General features: G+C 35.6%; 11 protein-coding genes and 1 pseudogene. 5 read left to right on the top strand and 7 right to left on the bottom strand.

The genetic code is table 11. The annotated features are described in order from the left end of the window. Positions 1–904: 904 nt before the first annotated feature. Positions 905–2,161 (bottom strand): aspartate kinase, encoded by a 1,257-nt coding sequence (locus ACFINX_RS06390; protein ID WP_375638031.1) that lies wholly within the window; start codon positions 2,159–2,161, stop codon positions 905–907. 188 nt (positions 2,162–2,349) lie between these two features. Between ACFINX_RS06390 and ubiG the strand changes: the two genes are divergently transcribed. After that, positions 2,350–3,093 carry a bifunctional 2-polyprenyl-6-hydroxyphenol methylase/3-demethylubiquinol 3-O-methyltransferase UbiG gene (ubiG, locus tag ACFINX_RS06385; RefSeq protein ID WP_375668504.1) on the top strand — a complete coding sequence of 248 codons (744 nt, stop codon included), beginning with the start codon at positions 2,350–2,352 and terminating at the stop codon, positions 3,091–3,093. 20 nt (positions 3,094–3,113) lie between these two features. On the opposite strand, the gene grxC is transcribed toward ubiG, so the two are convergent. Next, on the bottom strand, positions 3,114–3,368 hold the full coding sequence (gene grxC / locus ACFINX_RS06380; protein WP_375612081.1) for a glutaredoxin 3: 255 nt from the start codon (positions 3,366–3,368) through the stop codon (positions 3,114–3,116). A gap of 47 nt (positions 3,369–3,415) precedes the next feature. Further along, entirely contained in the window at positions 3,416–4,201 is a 786-nt protein-coding gene (locus ACFINX_RS06375) for a ComF family protein (protein WP_375668503.1), read from the bottom strand. A gap of 195 nt (positions 4,202–4,396) precedes the next feature. Between ACFINX_RS06375 and ACFINX_RS06370 the strand changes: the two genes are divergently transcribed. Continuing rightward, entirely contained in the window at positions 4,397–5,275 is an 879-nt protein-coding gene (locus tag ACFINX_RS06370) for a methyltransferase (RefSeq protein WP_375613540.1), read from the top strand. 7 nt (positions 5,276–5,282) lie between these two features. Here the strand turns inward: ACFINX_RS06370 and ACFINX_RS06365 are convergent, their stop codons facing one another. Continuing rightward, entirely contained in the window at positions 5,283–6,638 is a 1,356-nt protein-coding gene (locus ACFINX_RS06365; RefSeq protein ID WP_375612078.1) for an L-cystine transporter, read from the bottom strand. A gap of 797 nt (positions 6,639–7,435) precedes the next feature. Here ACFINX_RS06365 and ACFINX_RS06360 point away from each other — a divergent pair. Further along, positions 7,436–8,019, top strand: a pseudogene (locus ACFINX_RS06360) (type ISP restriction/modification enzyme); the annotation flags it as partial. 995 nt (positions 8,020–9,014) lie between these two features. Here the strand turns inward: ACFINX_RS06360 and ACFINX_RS06355 are convergent. Beyond that, a complete protein-coding gene (locus ACFINX_RS06355) occupies positions 9,015–10,388 on the bottom strand; it encodes a glutamate--cysteine ligase (RefSeq protein ID WP_375612076.1) in 1,374 nt (457 codons plus the stop codon). Between the two features lie 68 nt (positions 10,389–10,456). Continuing rightward, positions 10,457–11,200 (bottom strand): 16S rRNA (uracil(1498)-N(3))-methyltransferase, encoded by a 744-nt coding sequence (locus ACFINX_RS06350; RefSeq protein WP_375613542.1) that lies wholly within the window; start codon positions 11,198–11,200, stop codon positions 10,457–10,459. A 235-nt stretch (positions 11,201–11,435) separates the two neighbouring features. Between ACFINX_RS06350 and ACFINX_RS06345 the strand changes: the two genes are divergently transcribed. Continuing rightward, positions 11,436–11,579, top strand: coding sequence for a hypothetical protein (locus tag ACFINX_RS06345; protein WP_375668502.1), 144 nt, complete (start codon positions 11,436–11,438; stop codon positions 11,577–11,579). A gap of 315 nt (positions 11,580–11,894) precedes the next feature. Here ACFINX_RS06345 and ACFINX_RS06340 read toward each other — a convergent pair whose 3' ends face one another. Then, the gene (locus ACFINX_RS06340) at positions 11,895–13,775 is read right to left on the bottom strand and encodes an AsmA family protein (RefSeq protein WP_375638023.1); all 1,881 of its coding nucleotides are present in this window, start codon (positions 13,773–13,775) and stop codon (positions 11,895–11,897) included. Between the two features lie 316 nt (positions 13,776–14,091). Between ACFINX_RS06340 and folD the strand changes: the two genes are divergently transcribed. Next, positions 14,092–14,991, top strand: coding sequence for a bifunctional methylenetetrahydrofolate dehydrogenase/methenyltetrahydrofolate cyclohydrolase FolD (folD, locus tag ACFINX_RS06335; RefSeq protein ID WP_375629801.1), 900 nt, complete (start codon positions 14,092–14,094; stop codon positions 14,989–14,991). The last annotated feature ends 5 nt before the right edge of the window (positions 14,992–14,996 follow it).

Genomic DNA, 14,996 nt, shown 5'->3' with positions numbered 1-14,996 from the left:
GAGCTTTACTTACAAAGACCACCATTTGCAAAATATGTAAACATGATAAGAAACTAGCACAATATACTGCAAAAACGAAAGAATGTATTTCATGTGTGATTGGCAGTATGACACAGAAAATACTTATAATAGAGTAGTTAAGGGAAGAAAGTTAACCTAAAGAACATATGGAGGTATCAAAAACTTTGAAAATCTTAATCATAATTCAAAAAAGAGAAATAGACATGAAAAAAATTTAAGTAATAAAATCATAAAAGAAACACACTGTAACATTATCATTATTTTATGAAAAGTACTTCTGAAGAAGCTATAAACGCATAAGACATGGTAATTTTATAACTTATAGTGCAACATAAATATTATCTATAGAGATATATTTTTTATTGCCTCGTAATACGGAAAAAATTAAATTTTCAAGATATACATAAAGTCATAAACAATCATTTGATGACAAACTAAACATCTCTAGAAAATACATCATCAATTCTATTTTGGTAATTCCGTCACTAATCCAATGAGCTCCCATTTCTCTAAGATTTATAATATTAAATCTGTATTCACGAGGCTGTCCCTCATGTAACATGCATTCTTTGAATAAACGCAGTGCATTGTTCCTTAGTTCTATTAAGGCTTATCGTAAAGTCTTCTCCATCTCACTCTATAGGCTCTAAAACGTTTATAGACGGCATATTTTATATCCCTTCTTAAACAGTTTTTTACCCAAACATCTTTCTCTTGTAATGTATAAGTGACCATTTTAAATTCATCATGAACAAGTTTAAAATGAGAGAGTCCTGCTGTATTAAATATTCCATTTAAGTTAAAATATAAATATCCTTAACAAAAATTATTAATATATATTAAAGCTTTACGTTATTGAAACTCTGTTGAAACTAAAAAATACTTATCCCTTATCAAGTGCATAAACAGCATGTAATGTTCTAACCGCAAGTTCAGTGTAAGCACTATCAATCAAAATAGAAATTTTAATTTCTGAGGTCGTAATTGCTTGAATGTTAATACCCTTTTCAGCCAAAGCCTTAAATGCTGTAGCGGCAACACCTGCATGGCTACGCATTCCAATACCAATCACAGATACCTTGGCGAGATCGCTTTCAAACTGGAGAACATCAAATCCAATTTCTTTGCGATTCTTTTCAAGAAGTGTAACGGCTTTTTCTACATCTGATGATGGTACAGTAAAAGTCATATCAGTTTTTGAGCCATCTTCAGAAATATTTTGCACAATCATATCAACATTAATGCTTTCTTCAGCCAAGGGACCAAAAATTGCTGCCGAAATCCCTGGACGATCGGCAAGCCGACGAAGGGAAATTTGTGCTTCATCCTTAGCAAAAGCAATACCAGTAACATTTTGTTGTTCCACAATTTCATCCTCATCGCAAATAAGTGTTCCAGAAGAACTCATTGGATCCTCCATGCCTAACGCATCAGGATCCTCAAAACTTGAACGCACAAAGGTACGAACCTTATGAACCATTGCCAATTCAACAGAACGAACCTGTAAAACCTTTGCACCAAGAGAAGCCATTTCTAGCATTTCTTCAAAAGCTACTTTTGGTAAACGACGCGCTTTCGGCTCTATACGTGGATCCGTTGTATAAACACCATCCACATCCGTATAAATATCACAGCGATCAGCTTGTACAGCAGCGGCTATAGCAACAGCACTTGTATCTGATCCCCCACGCCCTAAGGTAGAAATCCGGTTATCCGGAGATAACCCCTGAAAACCAGCAATAACGGCAACCTGACCTTCCTGAAAACACTCGATTAAAAAAGATCCATCAATATTAGTAATACGTGCACGGCCATGCGCATTGTCTGTATGAATAGGAATTTGCCAACCAAGCCATGAACGTGCATTCACCCCCATTTCTTGAAGTGTCAAAGCCAACAAACCTGACGTAACCTGTTCACCAGAAGCAACCACAACATCATATTCACGAGCATCTCTATGCATAGAGGAAGCACCACTTGTCCACTGAACAAGTTCATTCGTTTTACCAGCCATCGCAGATACGACAACGGCAACCTCATTGCCTGCATCAACCTCTCTTTTGACATGCCTTGCAACATTATGAATACATTCAATGTTTGCTACAGACGTTCCACCAAATTTCATGACAATGCGCGCCATTAATAACACTCTTACCTTTACATCTCTTATCTCAAACAGTAATGAGAATTAGATGCTGTATCAACTAACCATTTTCTCGACATAGCGAATATCTATCATTTGTGCAAGTTTCATTATGATTATATTAATTTCTCTTGACTTTGTATAAAATCTACTTGACCTGATCATTAAAAATAAAGGAAGGCAACATGATCGATGAAACACAAACAACTATTGATCAAAGTGAAATTGATCATTTTTCACGTATTGCTACAGAATGGTGGAATCCACAAGGAAAATTTCGACCTCTTCACCAATTTAACCCAACACGCCTTGCTTACATCAGAGAAAAAATCTGTTTAGAGTTTAATCGTGACCCTTCTTCACTTACGCCCTTTCACAATTTGAAAATTCTTGATATTGGCTGTGGAGGAGGCTTGTTATCTGAACCAATGGCACGTCTTGGTGCTATAGTTGTAGGCGTTGATGCTGCACAAACAAATATTGAAGTCGCAAAAACCCATGCTGCTCAAAATGACCTTTCCATTGATTACCGTATCACTACGGCAGAAGTACTTGCCAATGAAGGAGAAAAATTTGATATCATCCTTAATATGGAAGTTGTTGAACATGTCGCTGACGTTAATCTCTTCATAGAAGCTACAGCAAAAATGCTGAAACCACAAGGGGTGATGTTTGTCTCAACACTCAACCGCACATGGAAAGCATGGGGGCTTGCTATTGTAGGCGCTGAATATATTCTACGTTGGCTTCCTAAAGGAACCCATGATTATAAAAAATTCCTAAAACCTCTAGAACTTAAAAATTTCTTATCAAAAAACGCTCTGACTGTCATTGATGAGATAGGTATTACTTATAACCCATTAAACGACAGCTGGAATCGCTCAAAAGACATGGGCGTTAACTATCTCCTTCTTGCAAAACGGTCTTAAGAATATGTAATTTACAAATATCATATGCCTTGTAATAAAGAATTGAGCTTTCCCTCAGCCTCTAAAGCATAAAGATCATCACAACCGCCAACGTGATAATCACCTATGAAAATTTGTGGAAATGTATTACGTCCATTTGCACGCTGTACCATTTCTTGGCGAAGGGATGTGGAAGCATCAATATCTGTATACTTTACGCCTTTTTTATTAAGCAAATCACGTGCTTTTGTACAATAAGGACAGTTAGGGCGTGTATAAATTATTACCTCTTTCATAGTATTATCCTCCAATATTTTTTAATAATATTCATTTTAAATTCCTCTTAAGAAGAGGGAAAAATAGAATCTTCTTTGAGAACACGCGAAAATGTTAGCACATCAACCTGTCGTGCACCTGCATCTTTTAATGCAGCAGCTGCTGCTGTAACTGTTGCACCCGTTGTAAATACATCATCAATCAGCAAAACAGAACATCCTTTGAGATATTTTTTAACTTTATGCGAAACCTTAAAAGCATTTTTTACGTTAAGTTTTCTCTCTCTCGAAGAAAGACTAACCTGCGGACGGGTATGCCGACAACGAACAAGCCAACTCGGTTTTAAAAGCTTTTTTTGTGATGCTGCAATGTAACGTGCAAGCTCAGCAGATTGATTATAACGCCTCTCCCAAAAACGACGAAAATGCAATGGAATGGGAATAATAACATCACAATCATCAATAACCTCGCGTCCAGCAAACATCATCCAATTGGCCATAAATGATGCCAATTCTATATGATCACCATATTTTAAGCGCGTTACTAAAGTTCGTGCAAGCCCTTTATGAACAATGACTGAGCGAACACGTGAAAAAGGATGGGAATTACGGAGTGCTTCACCACTAAGAAAACCATCCCCCATATCACAAACAAAAGGAGTCCCCATAACAGGACAATAAGGTTTTGTGATAAATTGAAGATCTTTCCAACATTCGGAGCAAATCGTACCATAAGTAAAAACATTTTGCTTACATCCAGGACAAATTGGTGGATAAAGTATCGTTTTCAAGCGTTCAACGAACTTACTTAGTATATCTCCGCTATTTAACGCCGCTTCTCGAAAATACAACATTATAAATTTAGGCTTTTACAAGTTTCCCTCAGAACAAAAGTTCCTTTGTATTTCCTAAACTTATAATTTTAATTCCTTTAAAAACTCTTACCTTCTATAAATTTATTTCTTTCATATTATAAACTTGACAGAGCTTGCACAAATAATGAACCTTTTCAAAATATATTCTTTCATAGATCGAAAGTGTTCTACAATATGTCGCATCCTTTAATTTTTGATCATAACCGCATTGAACAATTCCGAAAACGTGCCTTTCAAAAAGCAAAAAAAGGATGTGACTTTTTACTCTCTCACATGGCAGAAGATCTCTATAAACGCCTTAGCACTGTTGATCGCCTCTTTACATTAGCTCTCGATTTACACAGCCATACAGACCTTGCTGCGCAAGCTTTAATGAAATCTGGAAAAGTTTGTTCCATAGAACGCATTGAGACCGATCCGCTTTATCAAAGCCATGATAAAAAATTTCATTTACGTCATCGAGAATTTCTTGATTTACCTCAAAGTTACTGTGACCTTATTGTTTCACTTCTTTCATTACAATTGACCAATGATACCCCTGGTGTTCTAAGCCAGATAAAAAATACCCTTAAACCAGATGGCTTATTTCTTGCTGTTATGGCAGGAGCTGGTACATTAAGAGAATTGCGCGAAAGCCTGCTGCAAGCTGAAAGTGAAATTTATGATGGAGCAAGCCCTAGAATCTACCCTTTTGCCGACATTCGTGATGCAGGCGCTCTTTTACAGCGTATTGGCTTTGCCCTGCCTGTAGCAGACGTTGAAGATATCACAATACGTTATAATACAATGTTTGACCTTATGCACGATCTTAAAGCTATGGGAATGCAAAATGCACTCATCAATCGTTCACGACGCCCTGTATCCAAACGTTTTTTTCTCCGCGCAGCTGAAATCTATGCACAACGATTTAGTGATCCTGATGGACGTATTCGTGCACATTTTTCTTTCATCTGGCTCTCTGGTTGGGCTCCTCATCCCAATCAACAAAAACCGCTACAACCTGGTTCAGCGCAAATATCTCTTACAGATGTTTTACAGCCCCAAAAAATATAATCTAAAATTATTTTTTAAAAATACTTTTATCTGTTGTCCGTAATATTTGACTGGTGACCGTTCCAGCTATCATTGAATCGCTCACGTTTAGAGCAGTCCGTCCCATATCAATTAGCGGTTCAATAGAGATAAGTACAGCAACCAAAGTAACAGGAAGCCCCATAATTGGTAACACAATCAATGCAGCGAAAATAGCACCTCCCCCCACACCAGCAACACCAATAGAACTCAACGTTACAACACCAATAAGCGTAGCAATCCAAGTAGGATCAAGAGGATTAATACCCATAGAGGGTGCAATCATGGTCGCAAGCATCGCTGGATAAAGACCAGCACAACCATTTTGTCCAATTGTTGCCCCAAAAGAAGCTGCAAAACTCGCAATGGATTGTGGTACACCTATCCACTGTGTTTGCGCTTCAATATTCAAAGGAATACTTGCAGCACTTGAACGACTGCTAAAAGCAAATGTTAAAACTGGTAAAACCTTTTTGAAAAAACGAAAGGGATTAATCCCAGAAATACCAAGCAATACACCATGAATTCCAAAAATTAAAATAATACCGACATAAGAGGCAATGATAAAAACCAGTAAATTTAAAATATCTGTAATACGCGATATTGCTCCTACTTTCGTCATAAGTGCAAAAATACCATAAGGCGTCAAAGCAATCACAATACGGACTAACCGCATAATCCAAGCTTGTGCCACTTGAATAAATAAAAGCGCTTTTTCTCCTTTTTCTGGCTCATCTTTCTTTAAAAGAAGAACCGATGCACCTAAAAATGACGCAAAAATCACAACACTAATAATTGACGTACGTTTAGCTCCACTCAACTCAGCAAATGGATTTTTAGGAATCATAGACAAAATCATCTTTGGTATATTCATATCTCCAAGTTTAGAAATATGACCTTCAAGAAGAGCAGAAACATTTTGCCCTTCATGCACCAAACCATCGGTTGTTAATCCAAAAAAATTAACCACAAGCACACCAACCAATGCTGAAAGAGCCGTTGTAAAAAGCAATATTGAAATTGTTATTATACTCATCTTTCCAACAGCATAAACAGAATGTAAATGAGCAACTGCTGAAACGATAGAGATAAAAACCAATGGCATAACAATCATTTGCAACAATAAAATATAGCCCTCACCGACAATGTTAAACCATTCAACGGATTTCAATAAAGTGCTTTCACCCTCTCCATAAATAAACTGCAAAACACTTCCAAAAATCAAGCCAAGGATAAGCCATAGCATAACACGTAGTGAAAGACTCCATTGCATTTTCTTACTTTGAGAAACCAACAATAAAAAAATAACAAATAGAAATAAATTGACGAAAAAATTAAATGTCATTGTCTATGCTCACTATTATTATGGTTGACATAAATAATCTGCATAATTCAAAATCAATGCATGATATTTAAAATTAACCTATAAAGCTTACAAGGCTTTTACAAAATCATTATTTTTTTAATTTATAGATTAAAAGAGAATTTTTTATCTACTAATAACTGTTTAAAGAAAATAAATAAAATTATTTTCTTATTATTTAAATTTTCACTCTCATAAAATAGTTAAAAAAGAGAAATATAAGCAGCATTCATTGCATCTTAATACTGAATAATTCCAGCATATCTTATTCTATAAATCTCCTTACCTCTCTCTTTTTCTATTTGAACTGAAGCGAGCTTTCCAAGCAAGGATGAATTAACAATCGAACATTCATGATTTTTCTAGAAAATACACCAACAAGCTACTTCTGCTCATTTTATGGACTGCACTCTCAATAGCTTTGATCAGCACTTCAAATATAATTATTTTATTGAAAATACTTTTTATATATTCTTTCTTTGCTCTCAATGAAAGCTTTTTTATTTTTCAAAACTCTTTTTATAGTCATAAAAAGTCTTTGAAATACAACATGTTGATTTATAATCATAATTTACTGTTTTGCATATTAAATGAGAGTCCCGAATAACGTAAGATTCTCTCATTTCAAACCTGTTTATCTTGAATCAATCAAAATCATTTGCTTGCACGTCACAAGCAGGGCTGGCGTATGAGTAAAAATGTATAAGAAAGGAGTAGAAAGACCTCTTATGAAACATCTTAATGCAAGAGCTGCCGCAACATTGGAGGGCGGAGCTTGAGCAGAAAATATAAATAATATGATTGCTTTTTATAATAGCGCAGTAAAACGTTTTAACGATACCTATTCATATACTGATCGAACAACACGTGCACGTGCTATAGATAATTTTGTCACTTTAGATATAAAAAAGATAAGTTGGAGTTATAATGTTACGCAATAACTAATAAGAGGAAAGGTTTTTGAATTTGAAGAGGCATGCCTCACTCAGAGTTCATATCATCCTTTTACGCAACAGTGGTTTTATTATAATCGGAATCTCAACGATGGAATTTACCAAATGCCTCGTATAGTCCTGATAGGACAAAAAGTTGAAAATAGGATGATACAAATTACAGGCATAGGAGCACGAAGCGTTTTTTCTGTATTGATAGCTAAGAATTTGCCTAATCTAGATGCAATAGATACAGGTCAATGCTTTCCACGGTATCTTTATAAAAACGTTGAATCTCTGTAACTGTTCATGATGAAAAACAATCCCATTTGTTTGCAAATTCAATAAAGGAAAGAAAAACATCTGGTTTACAGAGGCGTGATGCCATTACGGATGAAGGACGAGCACATTTTAAAGCTGCTTATCCTAGTGGAGCATAACAAAGACGATTACAAATTTCTAGATAATGAAAACAATGGAAAAGACTGAGGATATATGATTACAATGAGAGGCTTTAAGCCTACAAATATTATAAATTTTATGAATAGTACAGTTTAAAGCATTAAAAGCAGTCTTACAGTAGATTTACAATGTATGGGGATAATTAATTGCCTATAATAAGTTGCGCTCATACTGATAAAGATTATTCTGCTATAGAAATGTTGTGCTTTTTTGAATTTTTGTGCGTATTCAAACACTCATTCGTTACAAGCTCAATCTCTTTATCTCGTGCCTCTTTATCAAGAGTAATAGTATTTTAATATAATACCCCTTTGCATACAAATAGTTATTTCTTATCTATGAATAGCTTATAATTTCATATAACTCTATGAAGATAATATTTTTTATTTATCAATATTTAATGATGTAATTAACACATTCATTATATATAATAATCTTTATTTCTATCTATTTACATAATATATTTCTTTTTTTTATAAAAATAAAATTGAGTTATACATACATAGATCTATCGGTATTTTTTCTACTGTCTTTTTAGCGCACTGAAAGATTGATATCGTAATTTTTGTATAATAAAATACTCTTTCATATAAGCATCGTATATTGAATTATAATAATTGACTATTAACCGCAAATTATATTTTTTATCCCTTTTAAAAGTAAAAAATATAATTTTCAGACCTATTCATAAGTAGGCTTAGCCAAGTGAATAAAAAATGTTTGATAATAAGCTTTATCTCTTATGAACTATCTTTTGTACAAAGGGACAACATTATGATTACAGAAATATCGTGATATTATTGGGTATAAAAATCACACTCCCCAAGAAATTTTTGTATTGTATCCTTTCCGTTATGAGAAATGTTAAAAGCAAGGTAGGATATGCTCTCTAGAGCAAATGAGTGAATGAACCACCACGGTTATATGCATTTTTAAAAAAGTAGGAAGTATCTTTACTTCAAATTTAATAGGCACATTCTAAAAATAAAGGTTCTACCGACTCATTCCAAATAGAATAGTAATGGGACAAAAATTTTTCAGCATCTGTTTGTCCCATTGCAACAACCTCTTCTAGAGGATTAAGAAAATTTGTTTCATCAAAACCATTCGTATCATACTGTTTGCGATTTTTTAAGCCTTTGCGAGCAATAGCGAGAGCTTGACGTGCTAACTCTAAAAGAATAGTTTGACGAAAAGGAGTTCTTAACCCTTCTTTAGGAACGCGTTGGCGCAACTCTAAAACTTCTTCAAAACACCAATCTTTTGTCAAAGCCTCTGCCTCATTAAGTGCTTCCCTATCATAAAGAAGCCCAACCCAAAAAGCCGACAACGCACAAATGCGCTTCCAAGAACCACAATCAGCTCCCCTCATTTCTAAAAATCTTTTTAAGCGGACTTCAGGAAATAACGTTGATAAGTGATTAATCCAATCTCCCATGTTTGGAATTGAATTTGCAACTTGTCCTTTTAATGCTCCATTCATAAACTGACGAAACGTTATGTGTGTACAATCATAATAACGACCATCACGCACAACAAAATACATTGGAACATCAAGGGCCCATTCAACATAATCAGCAAAACCAAAACGCTCAGAAAATACAAAGGGCAGAACGCCTGTCCTCTGATTATCAGTATTACGCCAAATTTCAGAACGCCACGATAAAAAGCCATTTGGGCGCCCTTCTGTAAAGGGCGAACTTGCAAATAATGCCGTTGCAATGGACTGTAACTTCATGGATACTTGCATTTTTCGCCGCATATCACTTTCAGATGAAAAATCAAGATTAACCTGAACTGTTGATGTGCGATACATCATATTAAGACCATTATACCCCACTTTAGGCATATAATCAGTCATAATCTGATAACGTGATTTAGGCATTCGCGGCGTTTCAGCTAAAGTCCACTTTGGACTAGCTCCAAGACCTAGAAAACCTATACCTAATGGTTCTGCAATTTTTTTGAGAAGAGTTAAATGCTCCATCAACTCGTAATATGTATGGCTTACTGATTTTAATGGTGCACCAGATAATTCAAATTGTCCCCCAGGTTCCAAAGAAATGGCTCCCTGATCAACTGATCCTACGAGCCCAATAATATTCTCTTCATCTAAAATAGGTTTCCATCCTAAGGCGCTTTGCATCCTCTCTAAAAGCGCTCGGATTCCCCTCTCTCCTTCATAAGGAACAGGGTGAAAACCATCTCTATAAAACGGAAATTTTTCATGTTCTGTACCAATGCGCCAATCATCTTCTGCTTTATACCCCCCTTGGAAATAGCTAACCAAAGAATCTAAGTTATAAATTTCACTTTCATCAGTTATATCAAGCGCCATAACTTACCGTATCCTATAATTGGTATCATCATCTTAAATAAATTGTTTAGAATGATTTTACAGATTTCTCAATCCATTGCCCAATCCCCCACGGTAGCATTAAGAAGAGCCAAAGCAGCAACAGCGGCAGTATCAGCGCGTAAAATACGCGGACCTAGTGATATTGGAACCACAAAAGGATGTTTTTTTAAAAAGCTCCGCTCTTCTTCACTAAAGCCACCTTCCGGTCCAATAAGAATACCAGGTGTTGTAACGTCACGCTTTTTAAAAGAAGGTAATGGATTATGCGATTTATGCTCTTCATCACAAAAGAATAAAGGCTGTGTCTCATCCCACTGTGCTAAAAGTTCTGCTAATGATAGAGCAGATACGCATTCAGGAAGAGATAAAATTCCACACTGTTCAGAAGCTTCAATAACATTGGCTTCCATACGCGCCATATTGATACGCGTAACCTGCGTATGATGCGTTATAACAGGCTGCAAAATCGATACCCCCATTTCAACAGCTTTCTGCACCATATAATCCAACCGCGCGTTTTTGAGTGGAGCAAAGCAATAAATAAGATTGGAATGCGTCGTTTGTAATCTTTCTTGATGGATAAGCTGAACCACAACAAATTTTTTCTTAACAGTGATAAGTTTAGCAAGCCACTCACCATCCTGTCCATTAAAAAGTAAAATTTCTGCTCCTTCTTTCATACGCAAAACATGCATAAGATAAGAAGCTTGTGCCCCCTCTATCTTTATTTCTTCATTCAAAGCCAATGTCTGTCGGATAAATAATCTTTTAAGTTTATAATTTATGCGCATAAAAATTTTGCCAATGCTCACTATCGTCATCGAGAAAATGAAGAAAAATATATAGCAAAAAGAAAAAATTATATCTATAGAACTATAATATATTAAAGAATTATAGAGTTTTTTTAGCTTTATGAGATAATAATAGGAACTTATAGATCCTTAAGTGATTCTGCTTTCATAAAAGTTTAAATAATGCACCATTCATCTTTGCATTCAGTCATTGATGCATCCGTGGAGGAAAAATATGTCTGCTAAAAAAGCTACAATTATTACGATTACAACCTTCTTAGCCTTTATTTTGATTACAGTGGGAATTGGTTCTGTTGGAGCCGACGGGAAGCATACAATTACCAAAGATGGCTATGGTATTTCTTCTGCGATTCAATAAGCACTGGCCAACATCCTCCTTAAAATTTTAATGTTTTTTAGCAATTTTTATAAGATTAGCACCGATATTATGAATCTCTTGTATTTGAAAGATTCCATAAGAAGGTTTTTTATTCCTCTCTTCAGTCATTTATCTATACCAACCTCACTTATTATGACGGTGAGGATGGTTTTTACTGCTTCACGACGAACGGATTTAAAATGAGAGAATCTTCCGATAATGGGAGCTCTGATTTAAATTTAAAAGACAATTTTAAGTTGCAAAAAGACGAATTACCATTATAGGATAGAATATTATACAGATGAAAAACGATACTCAATCTGCGTTAATATCTTTTGTAACCCAAAAATCACCATGATTTTGTCCTTTAGAGCTTAGAGAAAATGTAAAAGGCCATGCAAGGCTATTAGCAAGACATTGGACATCTTTACATAAAGTTTCTGATCTATAGTTTTTGCGTAGTTGTGCCTGTAATATCAGTTCATTTTCCTTCCCTTGCGCAATAGCAGTTGCAATGATTCCTTGAATGGATAAGCTCAAGTCTGCTGTACGCATTAATGACTCTGTTACCTTCATCATACCTTCTGAAAAGCTTGTCTGAATATCCCAGTGATCAAATGTTGTTGAAAAAGTATCATTATTCATTAAAAGAAATTGTTGTTTATTTGAAAGTCTTGTTTGTAATTCATTCAGATCATACCCTAATAGCCGACCAGAAGACATCTTCAGTGTTAACTCACCCTGCATTTTCGTAAAAATTTCTGGCCAAGAATCAGCAAGTGTTCGTACCGTTGCAGTAAAATTCGTTTTGCTTTGTATAAATGGAATAAATCCCAAGATTTCTAAAGTCTCCTGCATATCAATAGAAGCACCTGAAATATTTCCTCCAATACGCACTTTCTGTCCAGCTGAGGTAACTTCAATATTACTTTGCACAGATCCACCAAAAATATTCGCATGTCCAAGATCAAAAATACCATGACCATCTCTTATTTGTATTGCAGCAGCTAAATTTGTGAGTGAAATATTTCCTATTTTAGCTTGTGGCGCAGAAAGTCGTATATCCACGCCAATACAATCAAAAGTTCTCATGTCAAAGCAGGCATTTTTCTTTTTACCTGAAAAAAACATTGAACCCAAGAGGCTAAGGTCTAGATTATCAAAGGCTAAAGAGCCCATGACATTTGGTACATAATCTTGAAAATCGAGTTTTAAAGCTCCTCGCGCATTGGCTTTCCCCATCGTAAATGTAACATTGTTCATTTGGATATGCATTGGCTGCGCTAAAAAATGAGATTCCCATACAATGGGTATTTTTAATTTATGTCCCCAAAACTGATTTCCACCAACCCAAGACAATGTCTGATTCCATCCAGGAGAACGCATTGACACTTTTCCGTCAAAAATATAATATTCAGATAATCGAGCCTTTCCTGTAAAAGTTATTCCCCCACGTACAGAATTGAGACTTGCCCTAATATGACTTTTGCCTCCAGCAAGAAGCAGTAATGCTTGAGAAGCATCAAGTGATAATTTTGTAAACTCTCCGCGCCAACGCGCATCTGCACGTAACCGTACTTCCTGAGTTGATTCCGGCCAATCTAAAGTTGCATTTAATCCTGTTATTTTTTCTGCTACTCCTGAAAAACTATCGTGATACACAAGAACACCATTTTTAATGACAATCCGTCCAAAAGGTTGTTTTAAAAGGTGCTCTATCTCTGGATGCTCAGGATTATGTTTTAATATTTCACGCGTATTACGTATTGCCACCCCTAATGCACCTTGTGAGCGAGAAAACCGATCAAAAAAATCTGCTATTGTTTTAACAGGCTTTTCCATAACAAATTGAGGACGCATAATCCGCGTCTCTGAAAAAGAAATATGTCCCCAAAGAAGATCGACGACAGAAAGATCAACTTCTATTGATTCAGCTTCCATTAATGGCGCAACATCATCCATTTTTGATGTTAAAGTAACGCCAGAAAGAAATGCTTTAGGATAAGGAAAAAGATGTAACCGCGGTGGATCACGCAATTGCACATTGTAACCCGTCCATGCACTTAAATCCTGCGCTAAACGAATACGAATCGCATCTGTAGAAATAAGATAAGGTAAAACGAGAATCCCCACTCCAAATAAAAAGATAATTGTAATAAAAACTCCGCTCAAAAATTTTATTATTCTGATGCGCACATTATCCCTCTATACTTATCCCCCTATAACAGATTAAAAACAAACTTAAATGATCATAAAAAGTTTTTATAATCCTATAATTCACTATATCCACTTTGTATCTTCATTATTTTTGTTCTTTATCCAAAATTTATTCAAACAGCAATGTTGCTGCTTCTTTATAAAGCAATTATTTAAAAGTCTTCAAAACTATAAATCCACAACATTATAAAACCATTCTTACTGTTCTCATATGAATATTGCTATAAAACTCTATCGTATTATTAGAAAATGCTTTACAAAAAAAAACAAACAGCCTTACCGAAAGGATCTCTGAATGAATAATATTATCGACGGAAAAAAACTTGCTGAAGAGATTATTGTGAAAGTTAAGGCCGAAACAGCAAAGCTCCGCCATCACTATAATATACAACCTAGTATCGCTGTTATTATCGTTGGAGATGATCCTGCAAGTCAAGTATATGTCACCTCAAAAAATAAAAAAGCCGAAGAATGTGGGTTTCTTTCAATCAAACATGTCGTTTCCAAAGAAACGCAAGAAAAAGAACTCCTTCAACTTATTGCAACATTAAATTCTGATCCCAAAATTCATGGTATTTTGGTACAGCTGCCTCTCCCTGCTCATATGAATACAAATCGCATAACACAAGCCGTTGCTTTCCAAAAAGATGTTGATGGTTTTCATTATATTAATGTAGGAAAACTCGCGGCAAATGCACTTGAAGATGCAATTATTCCCTGCACTCCAGCTGGTGCCATGATGATGATTGAACAACACTGTGGACGAGATTTATCTGGACTTGATGCTGTCGTTGTTGGACGCTCTAATATTGTTGGAAAACCTATGGCTGCCCTTTTAACAGCAGCCAATGCCACTGTGACAATTGCCCATAGTCGTACCCGTGACCTTGATGATGTGTGTCGAAGCGCTGATATTCTAGTAGCAGCTGTAGGCCGCCCACAAATGATTAAAAAAGACTGGATAAAAGATGGTGCAATTGTTATTGATGTCGGTATTAACCGCGTTGCTGCACCAGAAAAAGGTATAGGGAAAACACGTCTTGTTGGTGATGTCGATTTTGAAAACGTAAAAGAAAAAGCTGCTGCGATCACCCCTGTTCCAGGAGGCGTTGGACCAATGACAATTGCCATGCTTATGGTTAATACACTCAAAGCCGCCGCGCGATCACACAATCTGCCGATACCAAAATTCTAAAAATT

The organism is Bartonella sp. AP36NXGY (assembly GCF_042195865.1).
GTDB lineage: Bacteria > Pseudomonadota > Alphaproteobacteria > Rhizobiales > Rhizobiaceae > Bartonella.
The sequence above is the reverse complement of the archived record's forward strand: the minus strand, read 5'-3'. Positions and strand labels throughout refer to the sequence as shown.